This is a genomic window from Nitrososphaera sp., from assembly GCF_013388945.1.
Lineage (GTDB): Archaea > Thermoproteota > Nitrososphaeria > Nitrososphaerales > Nitrososphaeraceae > Nitrososphaera.
The window spans coordinates 244,583-260,760 of the sequence record NZ_JACAEH010000004.1 but is presented as its reverse complement, the minus strand read 5'-3'; the positions used below and the strand labels follow the sequence as shown (position 1 = coordinate 260,760).

Below are 16,178 nucleotides of genomic sequence, written 5' to 3'. Positions count from 1 at the left end.
ATAGTTTTATTTTAAGTCTGCCATCTGAAATCTCATGATGCCGGCGTCCTTTGTGTATGGGAGCATTACACTCGACTTTGCGCTCGGCGGCAGGCCGGCAAGGGTCACGGTAAAGTACCGCTACTTTGCGCAGGACAAGAGAGTAGAGTACGAGAGCATACAGTGCGACGACGAAAAGCTGAGGGAAAAGATAGAGAGCGACCCGGCGATGAGGGAAAAGATAAACGGCTACGTCGCAAAGGCCCTTGAAAGGCGCAACGAGGGCCTCAGCTAGTTTTTAATCCGCGGCGCGCATAGGGATGGCGTGAAGGTAGGCATACTTGGTTCCGGCGACGTGGGAAAAAGGCTGGGCGACAGCTTTGTGGACCTTGGACACCAGGTAAAGATAGGCACGCGCGACGTAGGCAAGCTTGCGGACTGGGCTGCAAAGCACGGCAGGCACGCTTCTGCCGGGAGCTTTGCCGACGCTGCAAAATTCGGCGACATAATAGTGATAGCGACGGCGTGGACAGGGACTCAAAGCGCGCTAGAGATGGCAGGCGCGGAAAACATGGCAGGCAAGGTCGTCATCGATGTTACAAACCCGCTTGACTTTTCCACCATGCCGCCCACGCTTTCGATAGGCCATACCGACTCTGCCGGCGAGACCGTGCAGAGGATGCTGCCTGGATCAAAGGTGGTCAAGGCGTTTAACATCGTCGGCAACCCGCACATGTACAAGCCCAAGTTTGCGGAAGGCAGGCCGACCATGTTCATCTGCGGAAACGACGACTCTGCAAAAAAGATGGTCACTGACATCCTGACAGCGTTTGGCTGGGAGTCAATCGATATCGGGGGCATAGAGGGCGCGCGCCTTTTGGAGCCGCTTGCGATGCTGTGGATAACCTACTACTTTCGCACAAACACCGGCAACCACGCGTTCAAGCTTTTGCGCAAGTAATCTGCAACGGGCAAGAGCCGCTAGACATATAAAGTAAGAAAGTAAGAATATACTTATCATGTCCCAATACGAAGAAGCTGATGTGACGGTAGTGAGCGGAAAGGGTCAGGTGGTCATCCCCCAAGCGATACGGGAGAAGCTCGGGATAGGACCCAAGACAAAGCTTCTAGTGTACGGTTACGATGACGCCGTGATAATGAAGAAGATGGAAATACCTGATGTAATAAAGGATCTGAAACGAATATACCGCGAGGTGGACAAGAAAGTCAAGAAATATGGCTCACTTTCGGATAAAGAAATAAACGAGATAGTTCAGCAAAGCAGAAGGAAAAGGCGTGCCAGCCGCATGCCATGAAGATAGTTCTGGACACCAACGTCCTTATTTCTGCGCTAATCAAGGAAGGAAAACCCCGAAACCTCCTCTTTGAAATTCTGCGAAACCACGAACTGGTCATATCAAGGGAGATTCTCGAAGAGGTAGTTATCATAGCAAACGAACCCAAGATACAAAAGTATGTGGAACAGGAGAATATTGCAGACTTTCTCAGAGACTTGGCGAATTCAGGTTCTTTCGTCAGGATAAGGTCGAGGTTCAGGGCAGTAAAAGAGGACGCGGATGATGACGCGGTCCTCAGGACCGCCATTGACGGCAAAGCCAGCTTTATAGTGTCAGGGGACAGCCACTTGCTGGGTATGAGAAGATTCAGGAAGGTAAGAATAGTCACTGTCGCAGAGATGTTGCGCGCGTTCGAGAACAATTCTATCTGAGCCGACTATTCGCAGGTGAGCATAGGTTCATATCCACTGTCCGCGCAGCAAGCGTGTAACGTGGAGATTTACCGCTATACCTTCTACAAGAGCCCCAACATCGGGATATTCGTCAGGGCAAACGACAGCGTGATGCTCGTGCCGCACGGCTTTGCCGAGACCAAGAGCGACAAGCTCGCCGAGTACCTGCAGGTCCGGCCGGTTCCCACGTCCATAGCCGGCACCAGGCTCGTGGGGCCCATGTCGGTGATGAACAACAACGGCATACTCCTGCCCTCCATAGCCGACGACGAGGAGGTCCGCTGGCTCAAGCAGGGCACGGGGCTCAATGTTGAAAAGCTCGACAGCAAGTTCACTGCAGTAGGCAACCTAATTGCGGCAAACGACAACGGCGCGCTGGTGTCGCCCCTCCTGAAAGAGGCCGAGGGGCAGATCCAGGACATCCTCGGGGTGCCCGCGCACAGCATGGGCGTCGGCGGCTTTGTGCAGACCGGCGCCGTCGTGGTGGCGACCAACGCAGGGGCAGGCGTCCATCCAAAGGCAACCGAGGACGAGGTGAAAGCCGTGGCCGAGGCGCTGCAGGTGCCGGCCGAGCCCCTCACGATAAACGGCGGGGTGCCGTTCCTGACGTCAGGCATTGTGGCAAACACAAAGGCGGTTGTGGTGGGAAGCCTTACAAGCGGCCCCGAGCTTATCATGCTCAGCAGGATCTTCCAGACCTAATGTTCACAATCGAGATTCTCTGCGTCGGAAACGAGCTCCTCTCCGGTATAACGCTCAACACCAACGCGCACTGGCTTGCCGGCAGGATAGCAAGGGCGGGCGGCACCGTCGGCAGGGTGACGGTGGTGGGGGACGACCTTGGCGCCATATCGTCTGCGGTAAAAGAGTCGCTTGCAAGAAAGCCCGACCTGCTAATCGTAACGGGCGGGCTTGGCGCTACCTACGACGACATGACGCTTGAAGGCGTGGCAATGGCGCTGGGCAAGAAAATTGCAATAGACGAGCGCGCGGTGCAGATGCTGAAAAACAGCTACGCCCGGCGCCACCTGCATTACAGGATTAACAAAGTCAGGCTAAAGATGGCGACCATCCCGGAAGGCTCGACGCCCATTGAAAACACGGTGGGAAGCGCGCCGTCAGTCATGATAGGCAACATCTTCTGCCTCCCCGGCGTGCCTGCAGAGATGAAGGCCGTTTTTGAGAGCCGCATACTGCCGCTTGTCAAAGAGGGCGTCGGCAGGTTCGTCTCAAAGGAAGTGAACTATTACGCCAGGGGCGTGTCGGAGGCCATGATAGCGCCGGCGCTTGCCAGGATAGTGAGGGCAAACGGCAGCCACGAGATCTACTTAAAGACGCACCCGAAAGGCTACTACAAAAAGACGGTACCGCAGATCCGCGTGCAGCTCGTCTGCAAGGGCGCCGACGCAGGCAAGGTGAAGCAGAAGCTTGACAAAATATCGGCGCAGCTCCGCAGGGAGATAAAGAGGCTGGGCGGCAGGATAGCATGATGCGGTACGTGCTTTCAGGAATCGGCGCAGGCGCGGCGAGCGCTTTCTACCTCTACTTCACCTACCACCCGCTTCTGGTGCACGGCGCAGTCCACGCCGCGATTTTTGCCGCCGGGATAATCGCGATGCTTGTAACCGGGACTTTGACTGCCAAAAAGGCCGGCGCGTACGTTGCAGGCGCGCTACCGGTCCACCTTGCGATACACTTTCTTGTTATACGCGACCTTCAGCTTATCGGCGTGAGCCAGTTCCTGAATTTCTCGTCCTTGCCGTGAACTACAGCCTCAAAGAGTTCTTTCAGGCGCCTCGTCACAGCGCCTGGCTTGCCGCCGTCCCTGCCCACCAGCCGGTTGTCAATTTCTCCAACCGGCTTTATCTCTGCAGCAGTGCCTGTCAGGAACACCTCGTCTGCAAAATACAGCTCGTCCCGGGCGATGTTGCGCTCGACGCACCTTATGCCGTATGCTTCTGCTATCGCCATCACGCTGTCCCGCGTTATCCCGCACAGCGCGCCGGTCGAAGTCGGCGGCGTGGCAAGCTCGCCGTCCTTTACCACAAAGATGTTCTCCGCAGACGCTTCCACGACCATGCCGGCGGAGTTTAGCATTATGGCCTCGTCAAAGCCGGCCTTTAGCGCCTCTACGCGCGCAAGCGCCGAGTTGGCATAGTTGGCAGTCGCCTTGGCGTGCATCGGCATAGAGTGCGGGTCGAGCCTCGCCCACGACGAGGTCATAAGGCGCGCGCCCTTTTCCTCGCCCGAGCCCTTGATGTACTCGTCCCACTTCCACACGGCTATCGCTACTGACACCTTGTTTGGCATGGGGTTTACGCCCATCTTGCCGTAGCCGTAAAATGCAATGGGCCTGATGTAGCACTCGGCCATGCCGTTTGCGCGCACCGTGTCAATGGCTGCCTGCTCTAACTGCTGGCGTGAAAATCCAAGGTCCATGAAATACGCCTTGCCGCTGTCTATCAGCCTCTGCATGTGGTCCTGCAACCGGAATATCGCGCTTCCGTGCACCGTGTTGTAGCAGCGGATGCCTTCAAACACGCCCGTGCCGTAATGGAGCGCGTGCGTAAGGACGTGGATTTTTGCGTCGTCGTAATTGACGAGCGCGCCGTTGAACCAGATCCTGCCCTCTGTCATCTCCGGGCTCCGTGTATTTTGTTGCGGGTCATGTGGATTGCCTTGACGGCCTCTGCGACGCTTGTACCCTTGTCCTCCAGAACTATCAGTATGCGCGACGTCTCTTCCTGCGCGTCCAGGTTGAGGATGTTGATGTCGTGCTCGCTAACGGTGCTCGATGCGGTTGACGCTATCTTGGGCACGCGCCACATCTCGTCGCCTATGAGTGTCACGACGGCCCTGCCGTACACTACCTCCGTTTTCGGATAATAGGCGCGGAAATGCCTTTCCTGACGCCTGACATAGTCGGCGTCAAGGAACAGGAGGCGCGTCATCTCGGTGTCGTCCTTGAAGTAGGGCGACAGCTTGACAAAGTCGTGGTACTGCTTGTCCCTCTCTAAATTTGCAATCAGGTGCGACGCCGACATGCTCTCCATCCTCACAATCGCGCAGTTCTTTTTTCCTGTCACTATCTTTATCGGGTTTGCCGAGTCGTCGGCAGGAGGCGTGCGCTTTATCACAGTCACGCTTCCGGGCTTGGTCATGTCCGTGATGGCAATGGGTATGTCAAGCTCGTTGTCGTCTATCTCCTTTATCGCAATCGGGTCGAGGATCTTCATGCCAAACATGCCGGCAATCCTCGCCTCGTTGTACGACAGATATGGCACAAAGTCAAGGCCGTCCTTCACTATCTTGGGGTCGGCGCTCAATACCGCGCTGTCCTTCTCAAACGATATCCTTGTGTCGTACCTGTCGTTCAAGATTATGGCAATGTCTGCGGCAGTCCTGTCGGAGCCCCCGCGCTCGTACGTCGTCTCGAGGTTGTCGACGGTCCTGCCGATAAAGCCGCCCATGCTCACCACGTCATTGCTTTCAATGAGCTCCACAAGGTGGGCCGACGCCTGCCTTGACTCTTCTGGCATAAAGTTGGCGGCTTCAAAGTTGTCGTCGGTTATTATCGGCCAGTGCTCTATCGGGACGTGCGTCGCCTTTATTCCGTGGGCGCGCATCACGTAGCCCATCAGGTAACACATCGTGACTTCGCCGCTGTACGCAAGCGTCCTTGAGCGTATGACGTCTACAAAGCGCCTGTTTTCCGCGGCGCCCTTTAACGAGATTATGACCTGGCGGTAGAACCTGTCAAGGTGCGAGAGGAACTCTTTTTTCTCCTCGTCCTTCAGGTGCGCTCCGGCTATGCGCTCGTACACCTCCCTCAGTATCTCGATCTCGACTGGGTTTGAAGAGGCATAGTTCTTGCCCACCTTTATCGCCACGTCGGTCATCGAGCTGAGCTTGCCCTCGTACTCTATCAGCGGCGCAGAGAACACCGCGACCACTTTGGACTCTCCCTGCATCTGCTTTATCCTCTCGATGATCTTGGGGATCAACACGCCGTCGGCTCCGAGGGCGCTTCCGCCGAACTTGGCGACAGTGATGGAGGTCAAGTGTAAGGGCTAGAGCGCGCAGATCCCTATATTAAATAATGCTCGTTTGCTTGCAGTGGCATGGAAGATCTCTGCATCAGGTGCGGCGGCAACATGAAACACATAGGCTTCAAGATTTATCGCTGTGCAAACTGCGGCCACGAGGAAAAACCTGAAGATGTTATGTAAAAAAAAGGATGCCGGGACGTCAGTCCAGGCAGGCCTGCACGCCGTCGAGGTCTTCGTGCACGGTGTCTATCTCGTCGTCAACCGCACCTATCGGGTCGTGCACTATTCCAAGGACAAAATTGACCTCTTGCTCCAAGGCCGCTCCAGTGTCGCCGAGGAGCAGGTTCAGAAATCCGACTTCTTCTTCCACCGTTTCGCCTACCGTGTACAGGCAGGCCGGCTCTTCCGCGTACGCAACGCCACCAAATCCAGCGGCGGCTATTCCTAGCGCGGCCGCGGCCAAAAGGCCCGCCGCGAACATGTGAGAAAGGCGCTTTTTGCGCCCTGCATGGTCCAACATGCGCCATTGCCGGTACCCATGGTTTTTAATTATTGGCGAGGCTGCATTCAGCATAGTCTCACCTAAAAAGTGCAGAAATGATTTTTGCAGCATTTTTTGCACCGGCCGCATTCACGGAGTCGCGCCGGCGGCCTATCGTTTCTTCGATGAGCGGCTCCAGCCGCAGGATGTCGCCGTGGCTGTAGCCTAGGCGTGCCGCGCCCTCTTCCTGCTCAAAGTGGCCCTTTATCGGGATGAATATGCCCGGCGTGCCGTACGCCATCGACTCGTCCATGGTCGACCGGCCTGCAAGCGATATCACGAGGTCTGCAGCATAGACAAGCTCGTGCAGGTTCTCGACAAAGCCAAGGTTGCGGTAGTCCGGAGAATCGGGCAGTTTCAGCGACGGGCCGGGCACGACGAGCAGGTCCGCGTCCAGCCTTCCTTTCAGCTTTCTGTACGCCTCGATCGTCTTTTCAATGAGGTACCGGCCGGCGTCTGTGCCGCCGACGCTCACCACTATCGTCTTTCTTGCAAGGTTGAACCGCCGGCGCAGCGTTTCCCGGTCGGCGCTCACTTCGCGGACGATTGGCCCGACGTACCTCAGGTTGCCCCGGTCCTCGCCCACGTCTGGGATTATCACGCAGTCGCACCTGTCCATCATTTCGCGCATGGCCCTGTTCATCTTTTTCTCCACAAGCGACGCCGCGCCCTTTGTAAAGTGCGTCTCTAAAATGTCGGTGACAAGGACGTGTTTTCTGCCTGCTTCTTCCGCTATTGCGATGGAGGCAAAGTCCTCGTCGCTGATTACAGGCCCGGGGTTTTCCGCGATTACCCTGCCTGCGATCTCCTTGCACTTTTTGTAATAGGAATAGTAGGCCATCAGCCACCGGAAAGAATGTTGCAACTGCCCGTTGTCGACGCTGAACTTTTCCGGCCTGTATAGGTCGAGGCAGCGGTAGCCGCTCTTTTCGATAAGGGCGGGCGCGCCCTCGCCTGAGACAAACATCAATTCGCTTTTTGAAATTCCAAGCTTGTCTGCAATGGCAATGTCCCGCGTCGCGTGCCCGAGGCCTATCGGGCTTGTGAAGAACATCAAAGCGCTATCAGCTTGACGTGATCCATCTTTTTGTTTGTCTGGAACTTTTTGGTCATGTTCTTTATCTCCGACGCGTCGCCGCGCAGGAAAAAGATCTCAAGGCACCTGTCGCCGTCTATCTTGTTGTGTATGTGCGTGCCGATCAGCCTGTCATAGTCGTGCTCCATCTGCACCACCTGGTCGTCGGACTTTTCGTCGTGGACCGCAAGCAAGATGGCATACAGGCTGCCGGAAAGGTTCTGCCTGTCCTTTTCCTCTGCCAAAAGGGTCCTGATGCCGGCCCTGACGATTTCAGATCTGCCGGAGAACCCGAGCGCCTTTTGCAGCTTGTCAAGCTCGGCGACAATCTCGTCGTTGAGGGAAATGCTGACTATGGGCATCGCGTCTTCTTGTTATTAACTGCCTTATAAACACATCTTATTTTTTATTAACAAAAGTATATATTGTTAATAACACCTAAAGGCGGTGTGAGGCAGAGCAGGGCGGCGCTTGCAGCCATCGCAGTCGTCATACCGCTTGCGATGGTCGCGACAGTTTACACCGGCGGCCAGCCGGCGAGCACGGCCACATCAGACAGGCTGCAGGTCGTGGCGTCGTTTTACCCGCTCTATGATTTTGCGTCGCATGTTGCAGGTGACAGGGCCACGGTGACGCCGCTTGTGCCGCCTGGCATCGAGCCCCACGACTGGGAGCCAACGCTTGGCGACGTGACGAGGGTCAGGTCCGCGGACTTGCTGATAATAAACGGTGCAGGGTTTGAAACCTGGGCAGACGGCATCGGCGCAAGAAAAATAGTGAACACAAGCGAAGGCATGGAGCTTGTACACGAAGGTGAACACGGCGCCGTGGATCCTCACGTCTGGCTCGACCCGATACTTGCAAAGCGCCAGGTGGAGGCGATAGGCGCCGCTCTTGCGCAGGCCGACCCTGACAACGCGCAATATTACGGCGAAAACACGGCCAGCTATAGCGCAGAGCTGGACTCGCTTGACTCTTTCATAAGATCCGAGCTGTCCAGTTGCGAGAAATCAGAGTTTATCGCGTTCCACGACGCGTTCGGGCGCTTTGCGAAAAGGTACGGCCTTGAGCAGCACGCGATTCACGACATATCGCCGGAAGGCGAGATACTGCCCCAGCGCCTGCAGGAAGTGATAGAGCTTGCCAGGTCGCTTGGCATAAGCGTCATCTATTCAGAAGACCTCGTTGACCCGAGGCTTGCAGAAGTGGTCGCCGGCGAGATCCCCGGAGGCAGGGTTCTGGTGCTCAGCCCCGTTGAAGGTATAGACGCAGACGAGCGCGCCGCAGGCGTCGATTACATTGCAAAGATGAGAGAAAACGTCGCCAACCTGAAGGAGGGCCTGGAATGCCAGTAGTCGAGCTTGAAGGCGTGTCGTTTTCCTACGGCAGCACCTTGGTACTGGACAACATCACGTTTGCAGTAGAGCAGGGCGACCTGCTTGGCATGATTGGCCCAAACGGCGCAGGCAAGACCACGCTCTTTTCGTGCATGCTCGGCCTGCTCGGCGGATACAGGGGGACCATCAGGATGTTTGGAGAGGACATCCGCAAAAACGGCCACCTCTTCAAGAGGGTGGGCTACGTGCCGCAGAGAAAGAGCATCGAGCAGAACTTTCCGGCTACAGTCGAGGAGGTAGTCTCGCTTGGCATCACAAAAACCCTTGGGGAAAAAACAGAGGGCGAGCGTATAGCTTCTGCGCTTGAAACAGTCGGGCTTGCAGGCGTCAGGGACAGGCGCGTCGGCGAGCTGTCAGGCGGGCAGCAGCAGCGCGTGCTAATAGCAAAGGCGATTGTGAATGAGCCGGAGCTTTTGATACTGGACGAGCCGGCCACCGGCATCGACCTGGAGACGCAGAACCGGTTTTACGCCCTTCTCAAAAAGCTGAACCAGGAGCAAAAGATAACCATGATCTGGTCGTCGCACGACCTTGACGCGGTGAGCAAGCTTGCAAGCAGGGTAGCCTGCATCAACCGCAGCATGTTCTTCCACGGCCACACCCACGAGTTCTTTGAAAATCCCGACCTGCTCAAGGCGTATTCTGAGGCAAGCATGCAGGCGCACATGCACCTGCACGACCACCAGTAGGCGATAAGATGGTGCTTGAGATCCTCGAGTTTGGATTCATGCAACGCGCGCTCATAGCCGGCGTGGCGGTTGCGATAACTACATCCGTGATAGGGCTGTTCTTGGTGCTCCGCAAGAACTCGCTTTTTGGCGACGCGCTGTCGCACGTGGCTTTTGGCGGGATAGCAGTCGGCCTCGTCGCCGGCGTCTACCCGCTCTGGACCGGACTCGGGCTTGCAATAGCGGGCGCGCTCGGGATAACAAAGCTCCGGCAGTCTACAAAGGTGCCGGCGGACGCGACTGTCGCGATTCTGCTGTCGTCAGGGCTTGCACTTGGCATACTGCTTGTGAGCGCGTCCGGCGGCTTTACGCTTGACCTGTTCAGCTTTCTTTTCGGGAGCATACTGCTTGTGAGCGTGAACGACACGCTGGCGATTCTTGCGATGGCCGGCGCCATACTGTCGATTGTAATATTGCTTTACAAAAAGCTGGTCTATATCACGTTTGACGAGGAGCAGGCAAGGGTAAGCGGCCTTCCCATAGCGCACCTCAACTACCTTTTCGTGGTGCTTGCAAGCGTGGCTGCAGTCGTGTCGATGAGGCTGGTAGGAATACTTCTGGTATCGTCGCTCATCGTCATACCAAACGTCACGGCGCTGCTGTTTGGCAAGGGGTTCAAAAAGACGGCGCTCATCTCCGTCGCGGTTTCCGTGTTTTCAGTCATCACAGGCATCGCTGTGTCCTATGCGTTTAACCTGGCTCCGGCAGGCACGATAGTGCTGGTGCAGGTCGCCGTGTTTGTCGCCGCTCTTGTGGTGCGGCACTCGCCAAGAAAGCTCGAAGAGATAAGGGCATAGAAACGGTTCAAATATTCGTCGCGGTCATTAACAATGTTGGAGAGGTGTTCGCAGTGCCTGTGCGTGCTGACGCAGTGCAGCCAGGTCCAGTGTATTGTATGCAGCGAGCAAAAATGCTGCGCTGACGCTCATTTGCGACGCAGCGCGCTGCGCGGCTTCTTTTCCTATTCAAAAGAAATGTTTGCTGCCGCGCTTGGAATCGAGATCCTGTGCATCTCTTTTGCAGAGCTTGGCGAGAACGCCGGCCTGTACGTCTTTGGGTTCAACCCTGCCGGCATCGCCATCGCCTACGCGATGGGCTACGCTCTTGCGGGCGCGGCGACGTTTCTCACCATCCTTGGCAGGCACGGCGTAGGCGACGCGTGCGGCTGCTGCTCCGTCCTTGAGCACGGAGACAGGAAGGGCTTTTACCCCAACTTTGCCGGTACCATGCGCGACTTTGCCAGCGGACTGAAAAAGCTGGCGCGCCTTCAAAGAGAGCCGGAGCTCTGGTCGATATTGAAGGCAAGCGCCGTGATACTCGTGACTACCGAGTCTGCGTGCATCCTGGTCGCAGAGACAGTCGACCTTGCGCTCTACCAGTATTCTATACTGCTGTCGGTGCCGCTTGCGCTATTGGCCGGCTCTTTTGCAGTCGTCGCCCCTCAGGCTTACAAAAAGTCCAGGGGCGGCTAGAAGCCGAAATCCCCGCCGCCAAAGTCACCGCCGAAATCTCCACCGACATCCCCGCCGCCGTCTGCAGCCCCGTCGGCACCCACGTCTGCGCCGGCGTCGCCAGCTGCCGCGCTTTCAGCCGGGGTCATGGCAGCTCCCATGAAGGACATCATGGACATGAAGAACATGGCGTTCATGATTCCGGAAAACAGCATGAACGGCAGCCACATCCTGTCCATCTGCATGGAATTCTGCAGCTGCTGCATCTGGCCGTTTGAATACCACTGCTGGAACTGCTGGAACTTTTTCTCAAGCTCCTGCTTCTTGGCTACCAGCACCCGCGTGCCAGTCTCGGTTATCTGGAGCTCTTGCTTGCCGCCAAAAAAGCCCCTCTTCTCAACAATGACAATCAGGCGCTGCGCGGCGAGGTCGCTTATCACCATGTCCACGGTGGCCTTGTCAAGCCGGGTGGCCTTGGCTATCTTGCCGGCATTCTTCATCCCTCTCGAGATCGCGTCGAGCACCATGAAGTGGTTTGGGCTCTCGTTTACAGATGACATAACGTTATTTCGTTGAAATAGGATTTAAGTCATTTCCTAGATTCGTGGTATTGTATCGCCTGATAGAGCGCCACTATGGACGCCGCGTTCAGTATCCTGCCTTTCAGCAGCATCTGCTTCATTTTCTCGATTGGAACGAATTCTATCTCTATCTTTTCCATCCTGCCCAGATTCTGCCTGCCAGACTTTTCTATGCCGTAGGCCGCAAACACGTTGCCTGTCTGGGCAAACATAGAATAGTCAAGCGTGTAACTGCCGACGTGCACCATCTTCTTTGCCCGGTAGCCTGTTTCTTCTTCAAGCTCGCGGATTGCAGCATGCCTTGCAGTCTCGCCCTTTTCGATATAGCCTGCAGGCACCTCGAGCTGCCACGAGTCCACCAGGTGCCGGTAGCTCTTTATCGTCAGTATCCGGCCGTCATGTGAAAACGGCACTATTGTCGAGTAGTCGGGGCGCCTTGCGCGGATGTACAGCTTGTCCCTGCCAGCAAGGTCCAGCACGTCCTCGTACACCTTGAGGTAAAAGTTGTCGTACACCTTTTTTGACGACTTTAGTTTCCAGCCGGCCGGCGCGTTCTTCACGCAGTTGTGCACCGGCGCGCCGGATTAAAAGATCTCGCCCTTGTCCTTCCTTATGCCGCCAAGGCCCGTCTTGACCTTCGTGGCACACTCGAGGCAGACACCCGGGGAGAACGGAAAGTCCCTGGTGCACTTTTTGCACACCGGCCTCCTGCAGTCTACGCAGTCAAGCGTCGCTGTGCGAGTGTTGCATATGTAGCAAAGGGTCATGTCATACTTGCGGCAAAGTGATGTAAAAAGATTCGGCGGAAGCGTTAAATCTGAAAGGGCAGGCAACTGTGCAGATGCGAGCCGGAAGGCCTGGGCACATTTTCGCCTGCACGGGCAAGACAGAGCGCGAGTGCTTTGACCGCATGCTGTTTGCGTCAGGCAAGCTTTACGGCGACCGCGTCCTTGCGGTGAAAAAGGGCGATCCGCTTTTCCTGCTCAACCTCGACACCGATACCATCCACGGCGCGTTTTTGGCAAAATCCGACGGGAAAAAGGACATCGAGCCAGAGGCCTGGGGCGGCAGATACCCGTACCAGGTCAGGGTAGCCAGGGACGGCGCCACCATATCTGCCAAGAACGCAAAAAAGATCCTCGCAAAGATGGAAGTGTCGTGGCGTGATTCATTGACGCCAGAGGCCGCAGGCGCGCTGTTGTCATACATGAAGAACCCAAACGGCAAGATAGCCTCGTTCAAGCATGAAGAAGAAAAGCCGCGGCTCGAGTCCACGACGCTTTGGGACTACCCCCGGCAGAGCTACGGCAAGACCCCCAAGGGCGACAACAAGTATGCCGGGGTCACGCCTGCGTTTGCAATATACAACATGGTCAAGCGCTACACCGAGCCCGGCGACCTTGTCCTTGACCCGATGGCAGGAAGCGGCACAACGCTTGACGTGTGCAACGAGGAAGGCAGGAAATGCAGGGCCTTTGACGTGAACCCCGTGAGGCCCGAGATAGTGCAGAACGATGCAAGGAAGATCCCGCTTCCTGACTCGAGCGTCGACATGGTGTTCATCGACTCGCCTTACGGCGACAACATCGACTACAACGACCAGCCGGCTAACATCGGCCGGATCTCTGCAGAAACTGACGAGTTTTACGACGAGCTTGAAAAGGTGATGGCCGAGTGCAATCGCGTCATGAAGCCCGGCAAGGTAATCGGCTGGGTTATTGGCGACCAGTGGGTCAAGAAAAAGTTCACGCCTGTAGGGTTCAGGGTTTACGAGAGGCTTGCACGGCACTTTGAGCCCGTAGACGTCATCTGCCTTGCAAGGCGCGGACAGAGCTCCAACACGCAGCTGTGGCACGGCAGGGCTCTGCGCTTCAACTTTTACCTCCGCGGCTTCAAGTATCTGTTCATCATGAGAAAGCCCGACGGCGCGGCCTCCGAGTCGCGAAAGAAGGTCAGCTGGACGCAGTATCCCCGCTAGTGCAGTGCAAGCCGGTGTACACGCCCCGCTTAATGGCAGAGCGGGCAAACGCTTGCCATGAACAATCGACAGTTGTTTCTGGCAGGAACAATAGCCGGGCTGGCCGCGGTCATGGCCTTTGCAGCCCTGTTTTCCGCCCTCGGGAGCTCTGCGTCCGCGCAGATGCAGCATCAGGGGATGGACATGGGCGCGATGGGCAGTGGCATGATGGCAACCGGCAGTACTACACAGTACGGCGGGATGTTTAGCAGCTCCGGCTCGAGCGTCGTCAGCAACGTAAGAGTGACAGGCGTATCGATAACCGGCGACAGCCAGGTGAGCGTTTCTCTGAGGTACACGGGGACAGGCTTGGCTCCGGGCGTCGTGATAGTCGCCAACACCGACCCGGCGGCAATGATGTCTTTGATGCACGGCTCGACTGCAAGCGGCGGAATGATGGGCCACGGCAGTGCAATGGGTGGAATGGGCATGATGGGTGGCATGTCGGCGACATCGATGTCCAGCTACCCGGCGTGGAGCAACGCGCAGTGGCAGGCGTGGCACACGCAGATGGCGCAGCAGCTTGCTACGACAAACTCGACGCAGTGGCAGGCGTGGCACACGCAGATGATGGCAAACCCTGTCTGGACCAACTCCACTTCAATACCGTATGCAACCATGCAGGTTGGAAGCACCGCTGTTGACGCGGGCTGGAAGAACGGGAGCTTCAAGGTAAAGCTTGAAGGCGATGGTTCGGCGTACGACAGCGCCCAGATAATGGTGGCGGTATTCCCGCTCACAAGCTGAGCGGCCCTTTCTTCTTTTTATTTTGCCTTGGCGGCAGTCTGCCTCTCTATTACCTCGTCTATCGTCTCGTTGAGCGCGGCCTCTGCGATGTCGCTTGCGTATTCTGCCGTCCTGCGAATGTCTTCAAGCACGAGCTTGACGCTTGCGGGGTCCTTCACCCTGTCCTTCTCTATCGCAGCCGCCGCTTCTTCTTCCAGGGCGTGTATGCCCTCCACCGCGTCGACTGTCCTGTCTGCAAGCTGGTAGTCGCGCCGGAGCAGCGACTCGACAGAGTCGCCAAGCACGGTGAGTGCAAGGTAGCTCATCTTTTCCACCTTCTGCGTCGTTTCTTTTGGCAGCTTTTCCTTCAGCTTTGCCGCCATCTCTGCAATGCCGCAGGCGTGGTCTGCCACGCGCTCGATGCTCTTTACGGCGACGCGGTAGCTCAGGCAGTCAGACGGGTTCTTCAGGCCCATCTCCCGGAGCACGCGTCCGTTCTGCGTCGCCATGACAAGGTTGCGAAGCACATAGAGCGAAAAGCGGTCCACCTCGTCGTCTGACTTTATCACTTCCTTTGCAAGCTCGTGGTTCAGCTCCAAGAGCGCGGTCATGGAATCCTTGTGCATCGACGACGCGATAAGGTACATGCGCCTTATCGCCGTGTTCACGGAAAGCTCGGGCAACGACAGAAGCACCTGCAAAGTTATGATGTCAGACGCGTCGGCTATCATCTCGGTGCCCACGAGGTTGCGCCGGGCGACTTCCCTCACCGCGTCGCGCAAAGCAGGGTTTATCCTGCCAGCCTTTAGCTTCAAATGAATGACGTTGTAGCCTGCCAGGTACATAGAAACTACCTTGCGCTTGAGCGTGTTGCTGCCGTCGCCGGGCATGATTATGGCCGTTGCCTCTGAAAGCGAGTCTGCCGGGCCGGCGCTTATCGGGACTATGGACAATGAATTATCAGCTTCGCGCACAAGCGTGACCTGGTCGCCTGCCTTTACGCGCATCTCCTCTATCCACTTTTTTGGCAATGATAGAACATAAGTGGACCTGCCGGTGAACTGCACCTTGCGGACTTCCCGGTGGTCGCCGGACACGGCCTCCTGCCTGGTTGCTGTCTTCAACGGATGAGACAACCCGCGGTATGAATAAACGGTTTGCGAGAATAGACTATGGTGGGCTATATACTTGCACGTGTTCTATATACTACCGGCGCGGGCTTGACGATCCGGTGACTATGTAGTTGACCGCGTCGCCCACGTAGCAGGCGTGGTCTGCCATCCTTTCAAGGTAGCGCAGTATCAAAAGCGTCGAGACGTAGCAGCGCGGGTCCTTGACCATGTCGTTTGTGCCCTTTTTCGTGCTCGGGGTTATCGCCTCGCGCAGGTGCTTTCGGTATAATGCATCTACAGTGTCGTCCATCTGGTAGAGCTTTTCGGCAGCAGTCTTGTCGCGTGTGCGCAGCGCCTGGACGCTCTGGTGGATCATTTCAGTCGTCGTCTTGGCCATTTCCATCACAGCGCTCTTGTCGCAGTGCGCTATCGAGCCCATAGCCCCTATCACGTCGACGATGTCGTAGGCGTAGCGCCCAAAGCGCGAAAAGCCGTAGGATATCTCGATGCACGACCTGATGAAGCGCAGGTCGGTTGCGACAGGCTGGTACCGCGCGATGAGCTCCACTGCAAGCTCGGTTATCTCGTCCTGCAAAACGCGCAGCTGCTCCGACCACTCGAAAAGCTGCGACTTGTCGCCGTCGCCCTTTTCGTACAGCTCTATCGCAGTGTCGACAGAGCGCACCGAAAGGTCGGCCATCTTCATGATGAGGTTGCTGAGGCTTCCAAGGCCGTAGTCGAGCAGTCGGGTCATCAATGAGACCTACAAATT

General features: G+C 56.6%; 23 protein-coding genes. 13 read left to right on the top strand and 10 right to left on the bottom strand.

Features of this window, described 5'->3' with window-relative positions:
• Positions 1-34 precede the first annotated feature (34 nt).
• The 7 genes from HXY31_RS03050 to HXY31_RS03020 are packed head-to-tail and all read left to right on the top strand — an operon-like array spanning position 35 to position 3,494.
• Positions 35-274: a hypothetical protein gene (locus HXY31_RS03050; protein WP_292639514.1), complete on the top strand. Its 240-nt coding sequence runs from the start codon at positions 35-37 to the stop codon at positions 272-274.
• A 30-nt stretch (positions 275-304) separates the two neighbouring features.
• Positions 305-940 carry an NADPH-dependent F420 reductase gene (locus tag HXY31_RS03045; protein ID WP_292639512.1) on the top strand — a complete coding sequence of 212 codons (636 nt, stop codon included), beginning with the start codon at positions 305-307 and terminating at the stop codon, positions 938-940.
• Between the two features lie 58 nt (positions 941-998).
• Positions 999-1,295, top strand: a complete 297-nt coding sequence (locus HXY31_RS03040; protein WP_292639510.1) for an AbrB/MazE/SpoVT family DNA-binding domain-containing protein — start codon at positions 999-1,001, stop codon at positions 1,293-1,295.
• On the top strand, positions 1,292-1,708 hold the full coding sequence (locus HXY31_RS03035; protein WP_292639508.1) for a putative toxin-antitoxin system toxin component, PIN family: 417 nt from the start codon (positions 1,292-1,294) through the stop codon (positions 1,706-1,708). Before HXY31_RS03040 ends, HXY31_RS03035 begins: the two co-directional genes overlap by 4 nt.
• A 60-nt stretch (positions 1,709-1,768) precedes the next feature.
• On the top strand, positions 1,769-2,431 hold the full coding sequence (locus HXY31_RS03030; RefSeq protein ID WP_292639505.1) for a translation initiation factor IF-6: 663 nt from the start codon (positions 1,769-1,771) through the stop codon (positions 2,429-2,431).
• Positions 2,431-3,219 (top strand): molybdopterin-binding protein, encoded by a 789-nt coding sequence (locus HXY31_RS03025; RefSeq protein ID WP_292639502.1) that lies wholly within the window; start codon positions 2,431-2,433, stop codon positions 3,217-3,219. Before HXY31_RS03030 ends, HXY31_RS03025 begins: the two co-directional genes overlap by 1 nt.
• Positions 3,216-3,494, top strand: coding sequence for a hypothetical protein (locus tag HXY31_RS03020; protein WP_292639500.1), 279 nt, complete (start codon positions 3,216-3,218; stop codon positions 3,492-3,494). Before HXY31_RS03025 ends, HXY31_RS03020 begins: the two co-directional genes overlap by 4 nt.
• Here HXY31_RS03020 and HXY31_RS03015 read toward each other — a convergent pair.
• From HXY31_RS03015 to HXY31_RS02995, 5 genes are all read right to left on the bottom strand, one after another.
• Positions 3,446-4,366 (bottom strand): branched-chain amino acid transaminase, encoded by a 921-nt coding sequence (locus tag HXY31_RS03015; protein WP_292639497.1) that lies wholly within the window; start codon positions 4,364-4,366, stop codon positions 3,446-3,448. The genes HXY31_RS03020 and HXY31_RS03015 overlap by 49 nt on opposite strands.
• Positions 4,363-5,790, bottom strand: a complete 1,428-nt coding sequence (locus tag HXY31_RS03010) for an aspartate kinase (RefSeq protein ID WP_292639494.1) — start codon at positions 5,788-5,790, stop codon at positions 4,363-4,365. The genes HXY31_RS03015 and HXY31_RS03010 overlap by 4 nt, the downstream gene beginning before the upstream one ends.
• 187 nt (positions 5,791-5,977) lie before the next feature.
• Positions 5,978-6,298: a hypothetical protein gene (locus tag HXY31_RS03005; RefSeq protein WP_292639490.1), complete on the bottom strand. Its 321-nt coding sequence runs from the start codon at positions 6,296-6,298 to the stop codon at positions 5,978-5,980.
• A gap of 58 nt (positions 6,299-6,356) precedes the next feature.
• Positions 6,357-7,373 carry a glycosyltransferase gene (locus HXY31_RS03000; protein ID WP_292639487.1) on the bottom strand — a complete coding sequence of 339 codons (1,017 nt, stop codon included), beginning with the start codon at positions 7,371-7,373 and terminating at the stop codon, positions 6,357-6,359.
• Positions 7,373-7,756 carry a CopG family ribbon-helix-helix protein gene (locus HXY31_RS02995; protein WP_292639484.1) on the bottom strand — a complete coding sequence of 128 codons (384 nt, stop codon included), beginning with the start codon at positions 7,754-7,756 and terminating at the stop codon, positions 7,373-7,375. Before HXY31_RS02995 ends, HXY31_RS03000 begins: the two co-directional genes overlap by 1 nt.
• A gap of 87 nt (positions 7,757-7,843) precedes the next feature.
• On the opposite strand from HXY31_RS02995, the gene HXY31_RS02990 reads away from it, so the two are divergent.
• The 4 genes from HXY31_RS02990 to HXY31_RS02975 all read left to right on the top strand — a co-directional run bounded on the left by HXY31_RS02990 (position 7,844) and on the right by HXY31_RS02975 (position 10,991).
• Positions 7,844-8,749 (top strand): zinc ABC transporter substrate-binding protein, encoded by a 906-nt coding sequence (locus tag HXY31_RS02990; RefSeq protein ID WP_292639481.1) that lies wholly within the window; start codon positions 7,844-7,846, stop codon positions 8,747-8,749.
• Positions 8,740-9,480 carry a metal ABC transporter ATP-binding protein gene (locus tag HXY31_RS02985; RefSeq protein WP_292639478.1) on the top strand — a complete coding sequence of 247 codons (741 nt, stop codon included), beginning with the start codon at positions 8,740-8,742 and terminating at the stop codon, positions 9,478-9,480. Before HXY31_RS02990 ends, HXY31_RS02985 begins: the two co-directional genes overlap by 10 nt.
• Positions 9,481-9,488: 8 nt before the next feature.
• Positions 9,489-10,316, top strand: coding sequence for a metal ABC transporter permease (locus HXY31_RS02980; protein ID WP_292639476.1), 828 nt, complete (start codon positions 9,489-9,491; stop codon positions 10,314-10,316).
• A gap of 132 nt (positions 10,317-10,448) precedes the next feature.
• On the top strand, positions 10,449-10,991 hold the full coding sequence (locus tag HXY31_RS02975) for a hypothetical protein (protein WP_292639472.1): 543 nt from the start codon (positions 10,449-10,451) through the stop codon (positions 10,989-10,991).
• On the opposite strand, the gene HXY31_RS02970 is transcribed toward HXY31_RS02975, so the two are convergent.
• From HXY31_RS02970 to HXY31_RS02960, 3 genes are read right to left on the bottom strand one after another with little or no spacing between them, the layout of a single operon-like run.
• A complete protein-coding gene (locus HXY31_RS02970; protein WP_292639470.1) occupies positions 10,988-11,530 on the bottom strand; it encodes a MarR family transcriptional regulator in 543 nt (180 codons plus the stop codon). The genes HXY31_RS02975 and HXY31_RS02970 overlap by 4 nt on opposite strands.
• Before the next feature lie 29 nt (positions 11,531-11,559).
• Positions 11,560-12,111 carry an NUDIX hydrolase gene (locus HXY31_RS02965; protein ID WP_292639468.1) on the bottom strand — a complete coding sequence of 184 codons (552 nt, stop codon included), beginning with the start codon at positions 12,109-12,111 and terminating at the stop codon, positions 11,560-11,562.
• A 24-nt stretch (positions 12,112-12,135) separates the two neighbouring features.
• Positions 12,136-12,318 carry a hypothetical protein gene (locus HXY31_RS02960; RefSeq protein WP_292639465.1) on the bottom strand — a complete coding sequence of 61 codons (183 nt, stop codon included), beginning with the start codon at positions 12,316-12,318 and terminating at the stop codon, positions 12,136-12,138.
• 74 nt (positions 12,319-12,392) lie between these two features.
• Between HXY31_RS02960 and HXY31_RS02955 the strand changes: the two genes are divergently transcribed.
• Positions 12,393-13,529, top strand: a complete 1,137-nt coding sequence (locus HXY31_RS02955; RefSeq protein WP_292639463.1) for a DNA methyltransferase — start codon at positions 12,393-12,395, stop codon at positions 13,527-13,529.
• Positions 13,530-13,586: 57 nt separating this feature from the next.
• Positions 13,587-14,315, top strand: a complete 729-nt coding sequence (locus tag HXY31_RS02950; RefSeq protein WP_292639462.1) for a hypothetical protein — start codon at positions 13,587-13,589, stop codon at positions 14,313-14,315.
• Positions 14,316-14,332: 17 nt separating this feature from the next.
• On the opposite strand, the gene HXY31_RS02945 is transcribed toward HXY31_RS02950, so the two are convergent.
• Together HXY31_RS02945 and HXY31_RS02940 are read right to left on the bottom strand one after the other, a co-directional pair.
• Entirely contained in the window at positions 14,333-15,418 is a 1,086-nt protein-coding gene (locus HXY31_RS02945) for a phosphate uptake regulator PhoU (RefSeq protein WP_292639460.1), read from the bottom strand.
• A gap of 82 nt (positions 15,419-15,500) precedes the next feature.
• A complete protein-coding gene (locus tag HXY31_RS02940; RefSeq protein WP_292639459.1) occupies positions 15,501-16,160 on the bottom strand; it encodes a phosphate uptake regulator PhoU in 660 nt (219 codons plus the stop codon).
• Between the last annotated feature and the right edge of the window lie 18 nt (positions 16,161-16,178).

What these genes read in the sequence shown, in the direction of transcription:
- HXY31_RS03050 (WP_292639514.1), top strand. Translation starts at nt 35, where the DNA reads ATGATGCCGGCGTCCTTTGTGTATGGGAGCATTACACTCGACTTTGCG.
- HXY31_RS03015 (WP_292639497.1), bottom strand. Translation starts at nt 4,366, where the DNA reads ATGACAGAGGGCAGGATCTGGTTCAACGGCGCGCTCGTCAATTACGAC.
- HXY31_RS02955 (WP_292639463.1), top strand. Translation starts at nt 12,393, where the DNA reads ATGCGAGCCGGAAGGCCTGGGCACATTTTCGCCTGCACGGGCAAGACA.
- HXY31_RS03025 (WP_292639502.1), top strand. Translation starts at nt 2,431, where the DNA reads ATGTTCACAATCGAGATTCTCTGCGTCGGAAACGAGCTCCTCTCCGGT.
- HXY31_RS02980 (WP_292639476.1), top strand. Translation starts at nt 9,489, where the DNA reads ATGGTGCTTGAGATCCTCGAGTTTGGATTCATGCAACGCGCGCTCATA.
- HXY31_RS03040 (WP_292639510.1), top strand. Translation starts at nt 999, where the DNA reads ATGTCCCAATACGAAGAAGCTGATGTGACGGTAGTGAGCGGAAAGGGT.
- HXY31_RS03005 (WP_292639490.1), bottom strand. Translation starts at nt 6,298, where the DNA reads ATGTTGGACCATGCAGGGCGCAAAAAGCGCCTTTCTCACATGTTCGCG.
- HXY31_RS02950 (WP_292639462.1), top strand. Translation starts at nt 13,587, where the DNA reads ATGAACAATCGACAGTTGTTTCTGGCAGGAACAATAGCCGGGCTGGCC.
- HXY31_RS03035 (WP_292639508.1), top strand. Translation starts at nt 1,292, where the DNA reads ATGAAGATAGTTCTGGACACCAACGTCCTTATTTCTGCGCTAATCAAG.
- HXY31_RS03000 (WP_292639487.1), bottom strand. Translation starts at nt 7,373, where the DNA reads ATGTTCTTCACAAGCCCGATAGGCCTCGGGCACGCGACGCGGGACATT.
- HXY31_RS02995 (WP_292639484.1), bottom strand. Translation starts at nt 7,756, where the DNA reads ATGCCCATAGTCAGCATTTCCCTCAACGACGAGATTGTCGCCGAGCTT.
- HXY31_RS03020 (WP_292639500.1), top strand. Translation starts at nt 3,216, where the DNA reads ATGATGCGGTACGTGCTTTCAGGAATCGGCGCAGGCGCGGCGAGCGCT.
- HXY31_RS02985 (WP_292639478.1), top strand. Translation starts at nt 8,740, where the DNA reads ATGCCAGTAGTCGAGCTTGAAGGCGTGTCGTTTTCCTACGGCAGCACC.
- HXY31_RS02960 (WP_292639465.1), bottom strand. Translation starts at nt 12,318, where the DNA reads ATGACCCTTTGCTACATATGCAACACTCGCACAGCGACGCTTGACTGC.
- HXY31_RS02970 (WP_292639470.1), bottom strand. Translation starts at nt 11,530, where the DNA reads ATGTCATCTGTAAACGAGAGCCCAAACCACTTCATGGTGCTCGACGCG.
- HXY31_RS02940 (WP_292639459.1), bottom strand. Translation starts at nt 16,160, where the DNA reads ATGACCCGACTGCTCGACTACGGCCTTGGAAGCCTCAGCAACCTCATC.